The sequence below is a fragment of the Methylobacterium sp. Leaf361 genome (assembly GCF_001424445.1).
Taxonomy (GTDB): domain Bacteria; phylum Pseudomonadota; class Alphaproteobacteria; order Rhizobiales; family Beijerinckiaceae; genus Methylobacterium.
This window is the reverse complement of sequence record NZ_LMPY01000009.1, coordinates 100,247-118,955: the sequence shown is the minus strand read 5'-3', so window position 1 is coordinate 118,955 and position 18,709 is coordinate 100,247. Positions and strand designations below refer to the sequence as shown.

16 protein-coding genes and 1 pseudogene are annotated in these 18,709 nt (G+C 72.9%); 11 read left to right on the top strand and 6 right to left on the bottom strand.

Annotated features, from left to right (window positions below):
* Window positions 1–49: 49 nt before the first annotated feature.
* From ASG32_RS08505 to ASG32_RS08490, 4 genes are all read left to right on the top strand, one after another.
* Window positions 50–982 carry a DUF1028 domain-containing protein gene (locus ASG32_RS08505; protein ID WP_056524547.1) on the top strand — a complete coding sequence of 311 codons (933 nt, stop codon included), beginning with the start codon at window positions 50–52 and terminating at the stop codon, window positions 980–982.
* Window positions 963–2,375, top strand: coding sequence for an amidase (locus tag ASG32_RS08500; RefSeq protein WP_056524544.1), 1,413 nt, complete (start codon window positions 963–965; stop codon window positions 2,373–2,375). The genes ASG32_RS08505 and ASG32_RS08500 overlap by 20 nt, the downstream gene beginning before the upstream one ends.
* 166 nt (window positions 2,376–2,541) lie before the next feature.
* Window positions 2,542–2,772 carry a hypothetical protein gene (locus tag ASG32_RS08495; protein ID WP_056524541.1) on the top strand — a complete coding sequence of 77 codons (231 nt, stop codon included), beginning with the start codon at window positions 2,542–2,544 and terminating at the stop codon, window positions 2,770–2,772.
* Window positions 2,773–2,816: 44 nt separating this feature from the next.
* A complete protein-coding gene (locus ASG32_RS08490) occupies window positions 2,817–3,233 on the top strand; it encodes a DUF1236 domain-containing protein (protein ID WP_020096054.1) in 417 nt (138 codons plus the stop codon).
* 203 nt (window positions 3,234–3,436) lie between these two features.
* On the opposite strand, the gene ASG32_RS08485 is transcribed toward ASG32_RS08490, so the two are convergent.
* From ASG32_RS08485 to ASG32_RS08465, 5 genes are all read right to left on the bottom strand, one after another.
* Complete coding sequence (locus ASG32_RS08485; RefSeq protein WP_056524538.1) at window positions 3,437–6,913, bottom strand: CheR family methyltransferase; 3,477 nt, start codon at window positions 6,911–6,913, stop codon at window positions 3,437–3,439.
* Window positions 6,894–7,454: a PAS domain-containing protein gene (locus ASG32_RS08480; RefSeq protein ID WP_056524535.1), complete on the bottom strand. Its 561-nt coding sequence runs from the start codon at window positions 7,452–7,454 to the stop codon at window positions 6,894–6,896. Before ASG32_RS08480 ends, ASG32_RS08485 begins: the two co-directional genes overlap by 20 nt.
* Window positions 7,455–7,679: 225 nt before the next feature.
* Window positions 7,680–10,262, bottom strand: coding sequence for a PAS domain-containing protein (locus ASG32_RS08475; protein WP_056524532.1), 2,583 nt, complete (start codon window positions 10,260–10,262; stop codon window positions 7,680–7,682).
* Window positions 10,263–10,526: 264 nt separating this feature from the next.
* On the bottom strand, window positions 10,527–10,883 hold the full coding sequence (locus ASG32_RS08470; RefSeq protein WP_026605381.1) for a hypothetical protein: 357 nt from the start codon (window positions 10,881–10,883) through the stop codon (window positions 10,527–10,529).
* A 164-nt stretch (window positions 10,884–11,047) separates the two neighbouring features.
* Window positions 11,048–12,148 (bottom strand): L-dopachrome tautomerase-related protein, encoded by a 1,101-nt coding sequence (locus ASG32_RS08465; protein ID WP_056524529.1) that lies wholly within the window; start codon window positions 12,146–12,148, stop codon window positions 11,048–11,050.
* Between the two features lie 226 nt (window positions 12,149–12,374).
* On the opposite strand from ASG32_RS08465, the gene ASG32_RS08460 reads away from it, so the two are divergent.
* From ASG32_RS08460 to ASG32_RS08445, 6 genes and pseudogenes are all read left to right on the top strand, one after another.
* Window positions 12,375–12,629, top strand: a complete 255-nt coding sequence (locus ASG32_RS08460) for a hypothetical protein (protein WP_056524526.1) — start codon at window positions 12,375–12,377, stop codon at window positions 12,627–12,629.
* Window positions 12,630–13,019: an AAA family ATPase gene (locus tag ASG32_RS35785; protein ID WP_348271887.1), complete on the top strand. Its 390-nt coding sequence runs from the start codon at window positions 12,630–12,632 to the stop codon at window positions 13,017–13,019.
* A 107-nt stretch (window positions 13,020–13,126) separates the two neighbouring features.
* Window positions 13,127–13,402 (top strand): annotated as a pseudogene (locus ASG32_RS35780) (Holliday junction DNA helicase RuvB C-terminal domain-containing protein); the annotation flags it as partial.
* A gap of 61 nt (window positions 13,403–13,463) precedes the next feature.
* A complete protein-coding gene (locus tag ASG32_RS35775; RefSeq protein ID WP_348271888.1) occupies window positions 13,464–13,625 on the top strand; it encodes a Holliday junction DNA helicase RuvB C-terminal domain-containing protein in 162 nt (53 codons plus the stop codon).
* Window positions 13,626–13,692: 67 nt separating this feature from the next.
* Window positions 13,693–14,313, top strand: a complete 621-nt coding sequence (locus ASG32_RS08450) for a glutathione S-transferase N-terminal domain-containing protein (protein WP_056524523.1) — start codon at window positions 13,693–13,695, stop codon at window positions 14,311–14,313.
* A gap of 60 nt (window positions 14,314–14,373) precedes the next feature.
* Entirely contained in the window at window positions 14,374–15,945 is a 1,572-nt protein-coding gene (locus ASG32_RS08445) for an ABC transporter substrate-binding protein (protein WP_056524520.1), read from the top strand.
* A 31-nt stretch (window positions 15,946–15,976) separates the two neighbouring features.
* Here the strand turns inward: ASG32_RS08445 and ASG32_RS08440 are convergent, their stop codons facing one another.
* A complete protein-coding gene (locus ASG32_RS08440; RefSeq protein ID WP_244491857.1) occupies window positions 15,977–17,908 on the bottom strand; it encodes an EAL domain-containing protein in 1,932 nt (643 codons plus the stop codon).
* A 446-nt stretch (window positions 17,909–18,354) separates the two neighbouring features.
* Between ASG32_RS08440 and ASG32_RS08435 the strand changes: the two genes are divergently transcribed.
* On the top strand, window positions 18,355–18,699 hold the full coding sequence (locus ASG32_RS08435) for an MliC family protein (protein ID WP_056524514.1): 345 nt from the start codon (window positions 18,355–18,357) through the stop codon (window positions 18,697–18,699).
* Window positions 18,700–18,709: the final 10 nt, after the last annotated feature.

Sequence of the window (18,709 nt, the reverse complement as noted above, 5' to 3'; positions counted from 1 at the left end):
CGCAAAGACGGCGGTGGATCGGGAGCAGGGAGGAGGAGGCCGTAAGCGCATGAGAGAACTCAACACCTTCTCGATCGCCGCCCGCTGCCCGCGAACCGGCCAGCTCGGCGTCGCGGTGGCGAGCGCCGTCCCGGCGGTGGGCGGGCTGTGCCCGTTCCTCAGGGCCGGGATCGGGGCCGTCACCACCCAGTCCTGGGTGAACCCCTACCTCGCCGCCCGCATCCTCGACGGGCTCGCCGGCGGCCAGGATCCCGACGCCGCGCTGGCGGCGGCCCTCGCCACCGACGACCGGCCGGACCTGCGCCAGCTCGGCCTCGTCGACGGGCAGGGGCGGGCCGCCGCCTGGACCGGCGCCGGCTGCACGCCGGCGGCCGGTCACCGCACCGGGGCCGGCTACGCCGCGCAGGGCAACATGCTCGCCGGGCCGGGCGTGGTCGACGCCATGGCGGAGGCCTTCGAGGGGAGCGCCGCCCAGGATCTCGACGAGCGGCTGATGCGCGCCCTGGAGGCCGGCGACGCGGCCGGCGGCGACCGGCGCGGCAAGCAGTCGGCGGCGCTCAAGATCGTCGCCGGCGAGGATTACCCGCACCTCGACCTGCGGGTCGACGAGCACGCCGAGCCCGTGGCCGAGCTGCGCCGCATTCTCCTGGTCGCCCGCCGTCAGCTCGTGCCGTTCGTGGCCGGCATGCCGCGGAAGGACGGCCCGGCCGGCGCCCTGCCGGACGACGTCGTGGCGATGCTGCTCAGGCCCCCCGTCGAGCGGCCGGGCGCCGCCGGGGATGCAGCCCCCGACCTGCTGCGCGACGTCGTCGGCCTGCGCCAGGAGCCCCGGCGGGTCGCGCACCTGCTGGCCCAGTTCGCGCCGGTGCTCGCCGAGATCGCGCGGCTCCGCGACCTCGACCTCGCGGACATCCACCCGCCGGTCGTGTTCGATCCGACGCTCCCCTACCGCCGGGTGCCCCATGACGACCGCCGCGACTGACCCCCTCTGGCAAGCCCCGATCACCGAGCTCGCGCGGCGGATCGCGGCGCGGGAGCTGTCGAGCGCCGAGCTCGTCGGCGCCAGCCTCGACCGGATCGCGCGCCTCGACGGCGCCCTGAACAGCGTCGTCCACCTCGCGCCCGCGGCCCTCGACGCCGCGCGCGCGGCCGATGCCGAGATCGCCCGGACGGGGCCGCGCGGCCCGCTCCACGGCATCCCGATCGCCGTCAAGGACAACTACACCACCGCCGACATGCCGACCCGGGCCGGCACGGCGGTGGAGGCCCTGACCTTCCCGGCGGCCGACAGCCACGCCGTGGCGCGGCTGCGGGCGGCCGGCGCGGTGATCCTCGGCAAGACGCGGATGCACGAATTCGCCTGGGGCATGGTCACGCCGCCGACCCGCAACCCCTGGGACCCCGACCGGGTGCCCGGCGGCTCCAGCGGCGGCTCGGGCGCGGCGGTCGCGGCCCGCCTCTGCCCGGCCGCCCTCGGCTCGGACACGGGCGGCTCGATCCGGATCCCGGCCGCCCTGTGCGGGATCGTCGGCCTCAAGCCGACCTACGGCCGGGTCGGCCGGTCGGGGATCGTGCCGCATTCCTGGTCCCTCGACCATGCCGGCCCGCTGACCCTGACGGTGGCCGATTCCGCCCTGATGCTGCAGGCGCTCGCCGGCCCGGATCCCGGCGATCCCGCGGCCAGCGCGGCCCCGGTCCCCGACTACACGGCCGGGCTCGACCGGCCGATCCGGGGCCTGCGGGTCGCGGTGATCCGCAACCACTTCTTCGACGCAATCGACGACGACGTCGCCGCCGCCGTCGAGGCGGCGCTCCGCTTCCTCGAAGACCGGGGCTGCGCGGTGCGCGACGTCGCGGTGCCGTCCCTGCGCCACGGCCTCGGCGCCATCTACGCCATCGAGCTCGCCTCCTCGACCGCCTACCACGACCGCAGCCTCGCCCGGGGCCACGTGGCGGGCTTCGCCGCCGACGTCCGCGACCTCGTGGAGATGGGCCGGCTCGTGACCGGGCCGGACTACCTGCGGGCCGAGCAGGGGCGGGCCCTGATCATGGACGAGATGGCCGCCGTCCTGGCCGAGGCCGACGTGATCGTCGGCCCGGCCTCGCCGCTGACCGCGTGGCGGACGGACGAGTCCGCGGTGACGCTCGGCGGGCGCGCGGAGAGCGTGCTGGCGGCCTCCTGGCGCCTGACCTACCCGTTCAACCTCGCGGGCCTGCCCGCCATCGCGCTGCCCTGCGGCTTCGACCGGCGCGGCCTGCCGATCAGCCTCCAGATCGCCGCCCGGCCCTTCGCCGAGGCCGAGATCCTGCGCGTCGCCCACCAGTACGAGTGGGCGCACGACTGGTGGTCCCGGATGCCGCCCCTGGCCGGCTGAAGCGCCGCCCCGGTCCCGCGAAGCTGTGCGGGACCGGGGCGGTCGATTGTACACAACCAATACCGTGCCGCATCGCGAATATCCGCGTGATCTACCGATCAATGCGCGTGGAACCCTTTTTCCGCCGCTGCCGTTGCTGGCTTCGATTGAAGTCAGGAGGCTACCAATGCGCAACATCATTCTCTCGGGCGCCCTGTTCGCGGCCCTGTGCGGTGCGGCGAGCGCCGAGGAGACCACCGTCATCCGCCGCGACGGGCCCGCCGTCGTCGACCACCGCGACACCGTCGTCGAGAAGCGCGAGGTCACCACCGGCAGCGTCGATTGCGGTTCGAAGACCGTCCACAAGGAGGACGGCATGGGCAACTCCAAGACCGTCCACAAGGAAGGCTGCAACTGATCCTGGGCGGACAGCCGCGCCCTGACGACCCTGGAGATCTCAGCATGACCAACAAGCTTCTTCTGTCGCTGGCGACGGCCGGCCTCCTCGCCCTCCCGGCGGCCGCCCAGGCGCAGGGCACCCTGCGGGGCGCGGCCGAGGGTGCGGCGGTCGGCGCCGATGCGGCCGGCCCGGTCGGCGGCATCGTCGGCGGCGCGGTCGGCGCGGCGACCGGCACGGTCGGCGGCATCCTGGGCGTCGACGACCGCCCGCGGTTCCGCAGCTACGTCCGCGAGCGCGGCGCGCGCTCCTACAGCTGGGGCGGCCCGGTCCGGGTCGGCACCGTGCTGCCGGAGGACAGCGTCACCTACTACGACGTGCCCACCGAGTACCGGGTGCGTCCGGGCTACCGCTACACCATCGTGAACGACCAGCCCGTCCTGGTCGATCGCGGCCACCGCATCGTCGAAGTCATCGACTGAGGGGGGCGGGGCGCCGGTTCGTCCGGCGCCCTCCGGCATCGTGACTCCTCCCGAACCCGCAGTGAAGGATCGGGAGACCTCGCCGTCTTTGCGAGCGCAGCGAAGCAATCCAGGGTCGCGCAGCATCGGCAAGCGTGGCGCCGACTGGATTGCTTCGCTGCGCTCGCAAGGACGGCCGACGCACGGATATCCCTGAGCGCGCGTCAGCCCCGCAGGAGTGCCGCCTCGGGCAGATGCAGCGTGATCCGGTACTCGGCGGCGTCGTGGCTGCGCGTCACGCTCGCTTCGAGCTGGCGCAGGGACATCTCCACCAGCATCGTCCCGAAACCTCGTCCGGGCCTCGGCTCCGGGACACGGGCCATCCGCTCGCACCAGTCCAGGACGAGCCCCGCCTCCTGCCGCTCCCAGGTGACGGACAGCGCGCCGTCGTCGGACCCGAGCGCGCCGTACTTCACCGAGTTCGTCGCCCACTCGTGCAGGATCATCGCCAGCGACGACACGTGCCGCCAGTTGATCGCCACGAGGGGACCCTCGATCACCGTGGGGACGTGGTCGCGGTACGGGCGCAGGGTCGCGCCGATCAGGCCCGCGAGGTCGCTCATGCCCTGGCCGTCGGAGGGATCGGCCAGGGAATGCGCCCGCCCGAGGGCCGAGATGCGGTCGCGCATGTCGGTGGCGAAGACGCCGATCTCCCGGTGCGTGCGGGCGCCCGCCGAGATCATGCCGCCGATGATCGCGAACAGGTTCTTCACCCGGTGGTTCATCTCCCGCAGCATCAGGTCGCGGGTCTCGGCGAGCGCGTATTCGGGCGACACGTCGATGCAGACGCCGACGATCCGCTTCCGGTCGCCGCTCCGGGTCAGCCGCCCGTAGCTCCGGATGTGCCGCGGCGCGTGGTCGGCGGCGCGCACGCGGATGCGCGCCTCGAACTCGTCCAGGCCGTGCGCCGCCTGGGCCAGCGCCGCCTCGAAGCCGGGACGGTCCTCGGGCAGCACGCTGGCCGCCAGGGCCGCGGTGGGGTGCGGGGTGTCGGGAGCGAGGCCGAACATCGTGCCGGCCGTGCTGTCGACCACGACGGTCCCGGCATCGGGGCTGTACTCCCAGACGCCGATGCCCCCGGCCTTCACGGCCAGTTCCAGCCGCTCGCGCTCCGCGGCGAGCTGGCGCTCCAGCGACAGCGCCTCGGTGATGTCGGTGAGCACCAGGGTGGCGCCGTCGACGCCGCCGTTCTGCAGCCGGTAGGGCAGCACCCGCAGCGAGAGCGTGCGCTCCCCGTCCCGGGTGGCGACTCGCCGCTGGATCACCGAGCCGCCGGCGCAGACCTCCTGGGCGTCGTGCAGGTACTCGTGCCCGGCGAGCCGGCTCGACACGTCGGCGAGGGGGCGGCCGCGATCGCCGGGCTGCAGCGGGAAGATCGCGGTGGCCGCCGTGGTGAAGCTGCGCACCCTCAGCTCGCGGTCGAGCACCACGACGGCGAGGTCGGTGGATTCGAAGAAGTTGCGCAGGTCGGCGTTGGCGACGGTGAGCTGCTCGACCTTGGTCTTCAGCTCGTCGTTGACCGTGGACAGCTCCTCGTTCGTCGACTGGAGCTCCTCGTTCATCGACATCATCTCTTCGTTGGAGCTCTTCAGCTCCTCGTTCGTCGTCTCCAGCTCCTCGACCGCCGAGCGCAGCTTGTAGCGCGTGCGCAGCAGCTCCTCTTCCAGCGCCTCGACGTGGTCGCCGCCGGCATCCATCTCGATCAGGTCGAGGTCGTCCGCCGCCCGGAAGGCGCCGGTGTCGCGCAGGACCAGGAGCATCGAGCCGTCGGGCAGGGGATCGCAGATCAGCTCCACCGGCTGGACGCCGTATTCCGAGCGGATCTCCACGTCGCGGACGACCACGCGCTTGCGCGCGTCGCGGGTCTGGCGGAGCAGCGGGCCGATGACGTCGCGCAGGCCCGGGCGCGCCAGGGTGATGGCGCTGGTGCCGCCGGTCCGGGTCACCGGGAAGTCGAAGTAGCGGCTCAGGCGCCCGTAGGCGGCGATGATGCCGCCGTCCTCGTTGAGCACCATGCTGGGCGGGGCGTAGCGCTCCATGACGCGGCGCACCGCCACGGTCTCGTCGGCGATCGAGGGCTCGCCGCGCCGCTCCTCGCGCCCGCCGCGCCGGGCCTCGCCCCGGCGGGCGCTCCCCGGCAGGTCGATCGGGTATTGCGGCGCGCCCGGCGGCCGCTCGAACAGGCGGGCGTGCTGGTCGATGACCGGGAACAGGTGCTCGAAGCGGCTGACGCTCTCCGAGGGGCCGAGGAACAGGTAGCCCCCCGGCCGGACCGCGTAGTGGAACAGCGGCACCACCGATTGCTGGAGGCGCTCGTCGAAGTAGATCAGCAGGTTGCGGCAGGACAGGAGGTCGACCCGCGAGAAGGGCGGGTCCTTGACCAGGCTGTGGCTGGAGAAGCGGATCAGGTCGCGGATCTCGGCCGCGACGGTGAAGCGCTCGGCGTGGAGGACGACGTAGCGCTCCCGCAGATGGGCCGGGATGTCGGCGAGCGCGGCGGCCGGGTAGGTCGCCTCCCGGGCGATCTGGAGCATGCGCTCGTCGATGTCGGTGGCGAAGATCTGGACCGCCGGCGGCAGCCCGAGGCGGCGGGCGGCGTCGGCGAACAGCATGGCGATGCTGTAGGCCTCCTCGCCGCTGGAGCAGCCCGGGATCCAGACCCGGATGTCCTCCTCGGGGTCGCGGGTGCGCAGCAGGGGCTCCACCACCCGCTCCCGGAGGAGCTCGAACATCTCGGCGTCGCGGAAGAAGCGGGTGACGTTGATCAGGAGGTCGCGGAACAGCGCCTCGCACTCGGTCTTGTCGGCCCGGACGCGGCCGAGATAGGCCCGGCCGGACTCGAGCCCGAGGACGTGCATGCGCCGCTCGACCCGCCGGACCAGGGTGGTCCGCTTGTAGCCGGCGAAGTCGTGGCCCACCGCCGCGCGGATGACCCGGCAGAGGTCGTCGATGTGGTCGGCGACGAGGCGGGACTCGGCGTCGACGGCGTCGGTGCCGCGGCGGCGGAAGAAGGTGGTGAGGCAGTCGACGATCTCGCCCGGCGGCCGCACGAAGTCGACGAGGCTGGTCCCGACCGCCGAGAGCGGCATGCCGTCGTAGCGGGCGGTGTCGGGCTGCTGCACCACGCAGACGCCGCCGTGCTCCTTGATCGCCCGCAGGCCGGTCGTGCCGTCGGCCCCCGTGCCCGACAGGATCACGCAGGCGGCTTTGGCCTGCTGGTCGACCGCGAGCGACAGGAAGAAGTCGTCGATCGGCCGGCGCAGGCCCCGCGGCTGGACGAAGTGGGTGAGTTCGAGGACGCCGTTCTGGATGACGAGGCCCCGGCCGGGCGGGATGATGTAGACCTTGTCGCCCGCGATCCGCTCCCCGCCCTCGCACTGGAGCACCTCCAGCTCCGTCTGCCGGTCGAGGAGCTGCGCCAGCATGCTCTCGTGGTTGGGGTCGAGGTGCTGGACGATGACGAAGGCCATGCCGGTCGGCGGCCGGGCGCGCGCCAGCATCTCCCGCAGGGCCTCGAGCCCGCCCGCCGAGGCACCGATTCCCACGACCGGCCCGGCGAAGGGCGGCGCCGTCACCGTCCCGGCGCCGTCCAGGACCTCCGAGGCCTCGCCTCCGGGGGCGTTAAGGAAATCCTGGTGCATCGAGATCCGCGAGCGTGAGCTTGGCCTGCGCGACCGTGGCGACCGTGTTGGCGATCGTCATCAGCGAGCCCTCGATGACGAGCCCACTCTCCGCAAGCGTCGGGGTCAGCCGCGACAGGGTCCGACCGAGTTCGGTATCGTAGGCGGAAAGCAACTCGGGTTGCGAGCGGCTGACATCGAATTGGGATGCGAAAAGGTAGCGCACCTCGCCCGAGAGCGCCTTCAGTTTGGACATGTACAGCAGGTTGACGAAGGGCTTCCCGTCCTTGCGGAAATTCACGATCGGCGTGCGCACCGTGTCCTGACGGTCGTTCTCCAGGAAGGCGTGGATCTTGGCCCGCGCCTCCCGGTTGTCGGCGTCGCGCTGGAGGAGGCGGCAATTGCGCCCGACGACCTCCGCGCCCGTGTAGCCGGTGAGCTGGTGGAACCGCTCGTTCACCAGGAGCAGGACGTTGTCGTCGCCCGCCGCGGCCAGCGCCAGGGCGATGTGGGATTTCTCGAAGAAGGTCGTGAGTTCGGCCGGGATGGTCTGCGTGTCCACGGTAGCTTCCCTGTCGCCTCCGTTCGGCGCGGCCCTGCCGGTCCGCTCCCGGGCCCGCCCGCCCGCCGGGCCCCGTGCCGAGGACGCCCGCGATGGTGCCCGCGAGGACGCCCTCATGGGCGCACCGCCGCGGTATGGCAATGACGCCCGGGCCGGAGAACCCGTTCCGCGCGGGCCTGCGACGCCGTGTGCCGGAGGCGAACCGCCCGCCCGGGCCTCTGGGCCTCAGCCCTCGCCGCCGATGATGCCGCGGATGCGGGTCGCGAGCGCCTCCAGGGCGAAGGGCTTCGTCATCACCTGCATGCCGGGGCCGAGATGGCCGTGGTTGAGGGCGGCGTTCTCGGCGTAGCCGGTGATGAACAGGACCTTCAGGTCCGGGCGGTGCTGGCGGCCGGCATCGGCCATCTGGCGGCCGTTCATGCCCCCGGGCAGGCCGACATCGGTGATGAGCATGTCGACGCGCACGTCCGACTGGAGCACCTTCAGGCCCGAGGCACCGTCCGCCGCCTCGATCGCCGCGTAGCCGAGGTCTTCGAGCACCTCGGTCACCAGCATCCGCACGGTCGGCTCGTCGTCCACCACCAGGACCGTCTCGCCCTGCTCGGCGCGGGGCGCGTGGGCGAGGTCGGGCAGGCTCACCTCGGCCTCCGCCTCGCCGAGATGGCGGGGCAGGTACAGGCAGACCATCGTGCCCTGGCCCACTTCCGAGTAGATCCGGACCTGCCCGCCGGACTGCTTGGCGAAGCCGTAGATCATCGACAGGCCGAGGCCCGTGCCCTCGCCGATCGGCTTGGTGGTGAAGAACGGGTCGAAGGCCTTGGCGACCACGTCGGGGGTCATGCCGGTGCCGTTGTCCGAGACGCAGAGCGTCACGTACTGCCCCGGCTCCAGCTCGCGCTCCTGGGCGGCCCGGTGGTCGAGCCAGCGGTTGGCGGTCTCGATGACGATGCGCCCGCCCGCCGGCATCGCGTCCCGGGCGTTGATGCACAGGTTGAGCAGCGCGTTCTCGAGCTGGCTCGGATCGACCAGCGTCGGCCACAGGCCGCCGGCCCCGACCGACTCGATCGCCACCGCGGGGCCGACCGTGCGGCGCACGAGCTCCATCATGCCCTCGACCAGGCGGTTCGCGTCCGTCGGCTTCGGGTCGAGGGTCTGGCGGCGCGAGAAGGCCAGCAGGCGGTGGGTCAGGGCGGCGGCGCGCTTGGCCGCGCCCTGCGCCGCGCCGATGTAGCGGTCCAGGTCGCCGACCCGCCCCTGCAGCATCCGGGTCTGCATCAGCTCCAGCGAGCCGACGATCCCGGCCAGCATGTTGTTGAAGTCGTGGGCGAGGCCGCCGGTGAGCTGGCCGACCGCCTCCATCTTCTGCGACTGGCGCAGCGCCTCCTCGGCGCGCATCAGCTCGGCCGTCCGCTCGGCGACCCGCTGCTCCAGGGTCTCGTTGAGGCTGCGCAGCGCCGCGGCGACGCGATCCCGCTCGGCCTCGACGGCGCGGCGCTCGTCCACGTCGATCAGGACCCCGGGGAAGCTCAGGGGCGTGCCGTCGGGCGCGTGGTCGACGCGGCCGTTGGCCTCCAGCCAGTAGTAGCGCCCGTCCGCCCGGCGGACCCGGTACTGGTGCGCGTAGGCGCCGCCCCGGGCGACGGCCGCGTTGATGGCCGCGGCCAGCCCGGGCTGGTCGTCCGGATGCACGGTCGCGACGATCTGGGCGAGCGGGATGCCGTCCCGGCCCAGCGCCGGGTCGAGGCCGAAGCTGCGGGCGAAGCCCTCGTCGACCGTGAACCGGTCGCTCGGCAGGTCCCAGTGCCATGTGCCGATGATGGCGCCGGCCGCGAGGGCGAGCTGCACGCGCTCGATGTTGGTCCGGGCGAGCGCCTCGCTGGCGCGCAGGGCGTCCTCCGCCTGCCGGCGCGCGGTGATGTCCCGGAACAGCACCGAGACCTGGCGCCGGCTCGCCGGCCCGATCCGGGCCGCCGAGACGTCGATGAAGCGGTCGGCCTGGGCGAAGAAGCGCTCGAACCGGATCGGGACACCGGTGCGGAGCACGCCGCCGTAGAGCTCGAGCCAGGCCTCCGCGTCCTCGGCCGACACGAGGCCGCGCAGCGTCCGCCCGACGATGCCGGCGATGCCGGTGTGGCGCTCGTAGCCGGGATTGGCCTCGACGTGGACGTAGTCGCTGAGCGGGCCGTGCGGGCCGTCGAAGAACTCGATGATGCAGAAGCCGTCGTCGATGGCCTCGAACAGCGTCCGGTAGCGCTCCTCGCCGGTGCGCAGGGCGTCGCGGGCCTCGCGCTGCTCGGTGATGTCGCGCGCGACCCCGGAGAACCGCACCGGCCGCCCCGCGGCGTCGCGCTCGATCTCCCCCTGCCGGGCGATCCAGCGGATCTCGCCGGTATCCGGTCGCCGGATCCGGTAGGCGACGTCCCGCGGGGCGTCGCCGCGGCGCCGGCTCGCCGCCGTCGAGACGAGGGCCCGGTCCTCCGGCAGGATCAGCGCCTCGACCAGCTCGGCCGGGTAGGTGTCGCGCTCCGGCAGGCCGTAGAGCCGGCAGAATTGCGGGGTCGGGTGCAGGAGCCCGTCCGCGACCCCCACGGTGAACAGGCCGATCCCGCCCGCCTCCTGCGCCCGCAGCAGGCGCGCCTCGGCCTCCCGGAGGGCGAGTCCGGCCCCGGACAGGTCGGCGGGGGGCTGCGGGAGCGTCGGGGCGTCCGCCTCAGCGCCGGTGGCGGCCGCCCGCGCCCGGAGCCCGGCGGCCTCCGCCTCCAGCGCGCGGGCGCGCCGCAGGAGCGCCTCGGTCCCCGTCTCGTCCACGCTCAGCGCCCGTGCGTCGCGATGGACTCCCCCGCCGGCCGCGCGGGGCGGTCGGGGCGGATCGCCAAAATCGGGAGGGCGGGGGATACGGGCACGGGGCTGGCGCTGCGACAGAGGGGCGGGGCGTGGGCGCCTTCTGCCGGAAACGGACCTGGGACGCCACGGGACCGGGACCATAACGCGCGGAAACCGCTAAGGCTGCGTCGGCCGGCCCGGCGGCGGCGGAATCGGCGGGCGCGCCCGCCCGGGCGACGGGGCCGCCGGCTACGGCTCGGCGAGGCGGCAGGTGGCGCTGCTCGCGCGGGGCCAGCCGTAGTAGATCGTCTCGGCCTGCACGTCGGCGAGGCTCACGACCTCCGGCACCGAGGCCTGCTGCGTGTCGAGCACCGTCCCGCCGGCCCCCGTGAAGGTGCAGAGCACGGTCACGTTCGTCGCGAGGTCCGGGCCGGTGTTGCGCAGGTTGACCATCGCCCGCTGCGGCTCGTGCGAGTCCGGCGGCGTGTGCAGCCGGGTCTCCCGCAGGACCAGGGCGGCGTCGGCCCGCGCCGGCGGGGCGAACGCGACGACCAGGCCGGCAGCCAGGAAGGCGCCGGCCCACCGCGACGACTGCATCCTGCGCATGGTCGGTCCATCCTCTCCTCGTGCCGGGCCTCGGTGCCGGATCTCGGTACAGGGTCCCGGGCCCGGCACCCGCCTCGATCCAACTTGTAACCCGGGTTCCGGGTTCGGCGTCAGCCGCCGCGCGCCCGACGCGAGGCCGCCCCTGGGACCGGGCCGATCCGCCCTCAGTTGCGCAGCGGCTCGGCGTCGATCTGCATCCGGTAGATCGTCGTCGGGAACTTGACCGTCGAGGCCGCGCCGCCGCTCATCGCCGGCGTGCGGTTCATCTGCGCCGCCGGGATCCACAGGCCGCCCTGCTCGTCGATCCACATCGCGTCGACCCAGACGAGCCGCGGGTCCTGCACCAGCGTGCTCATCGTCCCGTCCGGCGCGATCTTGAGGATCCGCAGGCCGTCCGTGTCGCTCGCGTAGATGGTGCCGCCCGCGTCGATGGCGGTGCCGCCCGTCGCCACCGTGGCGGCGTGGAGCTTCACGTGCCGAGCGCGCTCGTCGTCGCTCACGGCCGCGTCGTCGAGGTACCGGGTCTCGATGCTGTAGAGCGGCCCGGTGCACGCTTGGTAGTAGAAGGTCTTGCCGTCCGGCGAGACTTCCAGCTGGTCGGCGTGGATGAAGAGCAGCTTGTCCTTGTCGTCCCGGAGCACACGGCCCTGGCCGGTCAGCGGGCGCTGCGCGATCGTCGACCAGTGTCCGTCGAGCACCCGCCGGAGGCCGCCGGTCTCGCGGTCGAGGACGATCAGACCGGGCTGGCCGGCATCCGTCAGGTAGATGTGGCCGCCGTTGAACCGGAAATCGTCGATGAAGCTCTTCTCGGTGGTCGCCGCCTGCAGCGGGTAGACCCTGCGCACGGCGTTCGTGGCGAGGTCGATCTGCACGAGCTTCGGGCCGCCCGGCAGCGGCGCCGCGCCCATGCCGGGCGCGCCCTTGTCGACCACCCAGAGATCCCCGTCCGGCCCGATCCGGATGGCGTTGACCGCCACGAAGGCCTTGGCCGGGTCGTCACCCGTCTTCCAGGCGTTCCAGGCCGCGTCGGGGAACGGGACCGCCTTGCCGTCCCGCCACTCGCCGAGCTCGATCCCCTTGTCCTGGCTCTGCCGCTGGAACGGCGAGAACAGCCGGCCGTCCGCGGACCGGGTGATGCCGTTGAAGACGAGGTCGTTCGACTCCACCATCGGCTTCAGGGCGTCGGACCCGGCCGGCGCCTCGGCGGCGCGCCCGGGCGCGCCGAGGCCGGCGGCCAGCAGGAGGGCGAGGAGCGTGGCGCGCATGGTGGGATCCCGGTCCGGCGGTGAGGCGTCTCGCCCGGTAAGCCCGCGGGGCGCGCGGTGTTCCGGTCCGGTCCCATCGGCCGCAGTCGTGAAGCCGGCGCGGGTCCGGCGCGGGTCGGTTCCGGGGACGCCTGCGACGCTTCGCCGGGGCTGAATCCGGCCGAGAACAGAACATATAGTGAACACAGGGTGAGCGCCGCGCGGGGCGGCCGAGGAGGAGCGAGGGATGGCCAAGTACCGATTCCACTGCACCAACGGCCTCGAATGCGTGTTCGATGCCCGCGGCACCGAGGTCCGCGCGACGGCGCGCCTCGTCGACCGCGCCCACAAGGTCGCCTCCGACGTGCGGCGCTCGCTGGCCAACCGCACCGACTGGGCCGAGTGGCGGGTGAGCGTGCACGACCTCTCGGGCCGGCGGGTCCTGGTGCAGCCCTTCGTGCAGCCCTTCGAGAAGGCGTCGGGTCGCGCCAGGGCGGCCTGAATGGCGACGCCGATCAGGACGGTCGCGCAGGGGGCCGGTGCCGCGGCCGCGGAGCCGGATCAGACGATCCGTCCGCTGAGCCTCGCCGAGTTCATCGGTCAGCGCGCGGCGCGGGCGAACATGCAGGTGTTCATCGAGGCGGCGAGGAAGACCGGGCAGGCGCTCGACCACGTGCTGTTCGTCGGGCCGCCCGGGCTCGGCAAGACCACGCTGGCGCAGATCGTGGCGCGCGAACTCGGCGTGAACTTCCGCTCGACCTCCGGGCCGGTGATCGCCAAGGCCGGGGATCTGGCCGCCCAGCTCACCAACCTGGAGGGGCGGCGCGCTCGGTCAAGATCGAGCTGCCGAAGTTCACGCTGGTCGGCGCCACGACGCGAGCGGGGCTGCTGACGACGCCGCTGCGCGACCGGTTCGGGATCCCGATCCGGCTGGAGTTCTACGAGATCGACGAGCTGGAGCAGATCGTGGCGCGCGGCGCGCGGGTGCTGGGTCTGGGCATGTCGGCGGAGGGCGCCAACGAGATCGCCCGTCGGGCGCGGGGCACGCCGCGGATCGCCGGGCGGCTCTTGCGGCGGGTGCGGGACTTCGCGGTGGTGGCGGAGGCCGAGACGGTGACGCGGGCGATCGCCGACCGGGCGCTGCAGCTCTTGGACGTGGACGGGGCGGGTCTCGACGTGATGGACCGCAAGTACCTGAGCCTGATCGCGCGCGCGTTCGGGGGCGGGCCGGTGGGGATCGAGACGATCGGGGCGGCGCTGTCGGAGCCGCGGGACGCGATCGAGGACATCATCGAGCCCTACCTGATCCAGCGCGGCTTCGTGCAGCGCACACCCGCTGTCGGAGCCGCGGGACGCGATCGAGGACATCATCGAGCCCTACCTGATCCAGCGCGGCTTCGTGCAGCGCACACCCCGCGGACGCGTCCTCACCCGACACGCCTACCGGCATCTCGGCCTGCCGGAGCCGGAGCCGGAGCCGGCCCCGGTCGCCGCCTGAGCGCCGGCCGAATTGCCGGATCCCGTCACGGGCCCTAGCTTCCCTCGGCACAGCGGAGGCGCCCGCGATGATCGATCTCTACGCCTGGAACACCCCCAACGGCCGGAAGATCAGCGTGGCGCTGGAGGAGATGGCGCTGCCCTACCGGGTCATCCCGGTCGACATCACGCAAGGGGCGCAGCACGCGCCGGACTTCCTGGCGATCAGCCCGAACAACCGCATCCCCGCCATCGTCGATCCGGACGGGCCGGACGGGTCCCCGATCCCGGTGTTCGAGTCCGGCGCGATCCTGCTCTACCTCGCCGAGAAGACCGGCCGCTTCCTGCCCGAGGACCGGCGGCAGCGCGTCGCCGCCCTGGAATGGCTGATGTGGCAGATGGGCGGCTTCGGGCCGATGCCCGGCCAGGTCCACCACTTCCTGTCCGTCGCGGAGGCCGACCGCGCCTATGGGCTCGCCCGCTACAGCAAGGAGACGCACCGGCTCTACGGCGTGCTGGACCGGCGCCTCGCGCAGGTCGCGTACGTCGCGGGGCCGCTCTCGGTGGCGGATTTCGCGATCCTCGGCTGGGCGTGGCGCCACGAGCGCCACCAGGTCGACCTCGCCGATTACCCGCAGGTCCGGCGCTGGTACGACCGGATGATGGAGCGCCCCGCCGCGCAGCGGGGCTTCGCCGTCTCGCTGAGCTGAGGCGGGGCGCCCCCTGGTCCGGCGCTTGCGACGCCGGGATCCACCGTTCGGGGAGTGACGATGAGGCGACGCACCTTCCTGGCCGCGGGGGCCGCGGCCCTGGCGGCCCCCTCCGTCGGGCGGGCGCAGGGCGCCCGGGTCCTGCGCATGGTCCCCCAAGCGAACGTCACCTCCATCGATCCGATCTGGACGACGGCGATCGTGACCCGCAACCACGCCTACGTGGTCTACGACACGCTGTTCGGCCTCGACGCCGACCTGCGGCCGCAGCCGCAGATGGCGGCCGGCCTCAAGGTCGAACAGGACGGGCGCCGGGTGACGATCCCCCTGCGCGCGGGCCTGCGCTTCCACGACGGCACGCCGGTCCTGGCGCGGGACTGCGTCGCCAGCATCCGGCGCTGGGCGGCGCGCAACGGCTTCGGCCAGACCCTGATGGCCGCCACCGACGAGCTCGCCCACGACGGCGACACCGACATCGTGTTCCGGCTGAAGGCACCGTTCCCGCTCCTGCCGCAGGCGCTGGCGAGCGTCAGCCAGCCGGCCTTCGTCATGCCCGAGCGGGTCGCCCAGACCGACCCGTACAAGCAGATCACCGACGCCACCGGCTCCGGGCCGTTCCGCTGGTGGGCCGACGAGTTCAACTCGGGCAGCCTGATGGTCTACGAGCGCCACCCCGGCTACGTGCCGGCGCCCGGCACACCGAGCCTGACGGCCGGCGGCAAGGTCGCCCATTTCGACCGGATCGAGTGGCGGATCATCGCCGACGGCGCCACCGCGGCGGCGGCCCTGCAGAACGGCGAGATCGACTGGTACGAGCAGCCGCCGCCCGAGCTCCAGCAGCTGCTCGCCCGCAACCGCGACATCGTGGTGGAGGGCCTCGACCGGCTCACCAACCCGGCGATCCTGCGGATGAACCACCTGCAGCCGCCCTTCGACGACGTCGCGGTGCGCCGGGCGGTGCTGCCGGCGATCGTCCAGAGCGACTTCATGGCGGCGATCGTCGGCGACGATCCCGGGGCCTACGACGACCGCTGCGGGATCTTCACGCCCGGCACGCCGATGGCGAGCCAGGTCGGCCTGGAGGCGCTCACCGGGCCGCGCAGCCTGGAGGCGGCCCGCGCGGCGCTCAGGGCCTCGGGCTACGACGGCGCGAAGATCCGGCTCATCGGCCCCACGGACCTGCTGGCGCCCGCGGCGCTGACCCAGGTCGCGGCCGACCTGCTCCCCCGGATCGGCTTCAACGTCGACCTGGCCCTGAGCGACTGGGGCACGGTGATCCAGCGGCGCGTCTCCCGCGAGCCCGTCGAGAAGGGCGGCTGGTCGGTGCTGCTCACCACCTTCTCGTCCTTCGACAACGCCGACCCCGCCGCCCTGCAGCCGCTCCGGGCCAGCGGGCCGAACGCGTGGTTCGGCTGGCCGTCGGTGCCGCGGCTGGAGGCGCTCCGGACCGCGTGGTTCGCGGCCCCCGACGCGGAGGCGCGCCGGGCGATCTGCGCCGACATGCAGCGGATCGCCCTCGAGGAGGTCGTGTTCGTGCCGGTCGGCTCCTACCGCTCGATGACGTCCTACCGGCGCGACCTCACGGGCCGCCTCCCGGGCTTCCCGATCCTCTGGAACCTCCGGCGCGCCTGAGGGCGCGGCTCCGCCTCGCGCCGGGGCCGCCTCAGGCCCTCCGGCGCACCGTGCCGGCCTCTGCCGCTGCCTCTGCCGCTGCCTCTGCCGCTACCTTCGCTTCCGCCGCGCCCTCGCGCTCCAGCCGCTCCAGCAGGTCGCCGAGGGGCATCGGGCGGCCGATGTGGTAGCCCTGGGCGTAGCGGCTGCCGTGCCGCCGCGCCACGTCGAGCTGCGCCTCCGTCTCGATCCCCTCGACGATCCCGTCGAGGCCGAGGTTGCGGCACAGGTCCAGGATCGTGGAGACGAGGCTGCAGCCCCGGTCGGTGTCGATGTCGGCCATGAAGCCGCGGTCGATCTTGATCTTGTCCAGCGGCAGGCGGTGGACGTAGCCCAGGCTGGAATAGCCGGTCCCGAAATCGTCGAGCGCGATCTTGATGCCCAGGCTGCGCAGGGTGGTGATGGCCGCCTTGGCGTGGTCGAAGTCGCGCATCAGGGCGGTCTCGGTCAGCTCGAGCGTCAGGCGGCGCGGGTCGATGCCGCTGCCCCGCACCGCCGCCAGGATCGACAGGACGGTCTCGGGCGAGGCGAGGTCGTGGGCGGACAGGTTGAAGGACAGGCCGGTCCCGGGCGGGAGCTGCGCGCAGTCGGCGAGCGCCTTGCGCAGGAGCAGCAGCGTCACCGTGTGGATCATGCCGCCGCGCTCGGCGGCCGCGATGAACCGGTCCGGCGCGACGCGGCCCAGCGTCGGGCTCGTCCAGCGCGCCAGACCCTCCACGAAGGCGGTCCGGCCCGTCTCGAGGTCGAGGACCGGCTGGTAGTGCAGCACCATCTCGGCGGCGAGGTCCGCCGTCCGCAGGGCCGTCTCCACCGCCTGCTCGGCGCGGATCGCGTCCTTGTGCTCCTGCGAGAACAGGGTCGTTGCGCCGCGCCGCTGCTCCTTGGAGTGGTAGAGCGCGTAATCGGCGCGGTCGAACAGGGCGTCGGCGTCGTGCGAGATCCGGCAGGGCTGGGCGAGCCCGCCCGAGCAGCCGGTGACGACCTGGATGTCGCCGATCCGGATCGGCCGCTGCAGCGCCGTGCAGACGCCGTCGCAGAAGGCGAGCGCCGCCGCGGCCGAAGCCGGCGCGCGCAGGATCACGCCGAACTCGTCGCCCCCCAGCCGCGTCACCACCACGTCCGCCCCCGCGAAGGCCGCGAGGCGCCGGCCGGCCTCCGCCAGGACGCGGTCGCCGACATTGTGCCCGTAGGTGTCGTTGATCGGCTTGAACCGGTCGAGGTCGAAGATCGCCAGGGCGAAGGGCGTGTCCGCCCCGGAGGACGACCGGAGCGCCTCGTCGAGCTTCTGGAAGAAGTAGCGCCGGTTGGGGAGGCCGGTCAGGCTGTCGGTCTGGGCGAGGCGCGCGTTCTCCTCCGAGAGCCGGCTCGCCACGGCCTGGGACGCGACGAGGGCGACGAAGGCCCGGTAGTTGGTGTTGAGGATGCGGACCATCACGGCCGTGACGAAGGCCGTATTGGCCGCGATGGCGAGGAACACGTGGTTCCCGCTCGTCACGCAGCAGAACAGGAACACGCCCATGACGATGCCGGTGACCAGGAAGGCCGCCAGCGGCAGGTAGGTCAGGCAGAAGATGCAGGCGATCACCGTGACGGCCACGAAGATCGCGACGTGGCCCTGCTCGTAGGGGCCGCCGAACGTGTTCAGGACCATCGCCCAGATCACGAAGGCGACGGAGAAGAAGACCGTGAGCAGCGTCGTCCGCCGCAGGTGGCGGGCGGCTTGCGCCTCGTCCAGGGTCTCGGGCCTCAAGCGCCACCAGTGAATCGCGCGCAGGAGGCACAGCGCGATCACGGTCCCCGGGATGCCGAGGGTCAGGTAGGCGGGCGCCAGACCGTAATGCGTCACCGCGAGGGCGCCGGCATTGACCGAGAGCAGTCCGTAGAGGGACGGGATATGCTTCTGCAGTTCCGCGAGCTGACGCATGGCCGTCAGACCCGGGGCGGATGCGGTCGACCTCCCGATCAATATCGAGAAAGGATATTTCGGACGGTTCATCGAAGCTGCGTCTGAGAGATTGCCATATTATTATACTCCTAACATTAAAGAGATATTTAAGCCGCGAGCTGTCATGGCGGTCGTCCACGGCTCTATTCCCCGCGCCGGACCGCCGCATCGCGGCGCACGGGAGACAATCCGCCGGGCGGGCGAGCCGACGATTTACAGCTTTCGTCCCAATTTGAGCGGGAAGTGATCCGGTTCGACTTGTATCGAGGATCGTACAATTGCCTCGCTGCTCCTTCTGCTCTTCCAGGGACTGGTGGATGGAGGTCGGCCGGCCGCCTCGCGTGCCGTCGGCGCCGATTGCCCGGACAGGACATCCCGGCGATGATCGTCGTCGCGGCCGCGGCCGCGGGGCTCAGGAGAGGCCGATGAGAATCCGTATCCGCGTCGCCCGGCTGGCGATCCTCGTCGGCGGGCTGTTGGTGGCCGCCGCGCCCGCGCAGGCTGAGACGATCGACGTGACCTTCGCCTGTCCGAACGGTCGGACGCTGGCCGTCACCTTCCTGAACGCCGCGGGGCCGGAGCGGGCGGTTGTCCGGCCGGACAACGGCGCCGCCGTCACCCTGCCGGTGCAGCTGAGCGGGTCGGGGTTCCGCTACGCCGACGCCACGCACGAGCTGCGGGGCAAGGGACGGTCGGTCACGTGGACCGACGGCGCCGGCACGCCGGTCACCTGCACCGACCGGACGCCGGCCGACGCCAAGCCGCGCTAGGCTGCCCGGG

What these genes read in the sequence shown, in the direction of transcription:
- ASG32_RS35785 (WP_348271887.1), top strand. Translation starts at nt 12,630, where the DNA reads ATGGCGACGCCGATCAGGACGGTCGCGCAGGGGGCCGGTGCCGCGGCC.
- ASG32_RS08465 (WP_056524529.1), bottom strand. Translation starts at nt 12,148, where the DNA reads ATGCGCGCCACGCTCCTCGCCCTCCTGCTGGCCGCCGGCCTCGGCGCG.
- ASG32_RS08450 (WP_056524523.1), top strand. Translation starts at nt 13,693, where the DNA reads ATGATCGATCTCTACGCCTGGAACACCCCCAACGGCCGGAAGATCAGC.
- ASG32_RS08485 (WP_056524538.1), bottom strand. Translation starts at nt 6,913, where the DNA reads ATGCACCAGGATTTCCTTAACGCCCCCGGAGGCGAGGCCTCGGAGGTC.
- ASG32_RS08500 (WP_056524544.1), top strand. Translation starts at nt 963, where the DNA reads ATGACGACCGCCGCGACTGACCCCCTCTGGCAAGCCCCGATCACCGAG.
- ASG32_RS08435 (WP_056524514.1), top strand. Translation starts at nt 18,355, where the DNA reads ATGAGAATCCGTATCCGCGTCGCCCGGCTGGCGATCCTCGTCGGCGGG.
- ASG32_RS08460 (WP_056524526.1), top strand. Translation starts at nt 12,375, where the DNA reads ATGGCCAAGTACCGATTCCACTGCACCAACGGCCTCGAATGCGTGTTC.
- ASG32_RS08445 (WP_056524520.1), top strand. Translation starts at nt 14,374, where the DNA reads ATGAGGCGACGCACCTTCCTGGCCGCGGGGGCCGCGGCCCTGGCGGCC.
- ASG32_RS08470 (WP_026605381.1), bottom strand. Translation starts at nt 10,883, where the DNA reads ATGCGCAGGATGCAGTCGTCGCGGTGGGCCGGCGCCTTCCTGGCTGCC.
- ASG32_RS08440 (WP_244491857.1), bottom strand. Translation starts at nt 17,908, where the DNA reads ATGCGTCAGCTCGCGGAACTGCAGAAGCATATCCCGTCCCTCTACGGA.
- ASG32_RS08495 (WP_056524541.1), top strand. Translation starts at nt 2,542, where the DNA reads ATGCGCAACATCATTCTCTCGGGCGCCCTGTTCGCGGCCCTGTGCGGT.
- ASG32_RS08505 (WP_056524547.1), top strand. Translation starts at nt 50, where the DNA reads ATGAGAGAACTCAACACCTTCTCGATCGCCGCCCGCTGCCCGCGAACC.
- ASG32_RS08490 (WP_020096054.1), top strand. Translation starts at nt 2,817, where the DNA reads ATGACCAACAAGCTTCTTCTGTCGCTGGCGACGGCCGGCCTCCTCGCC.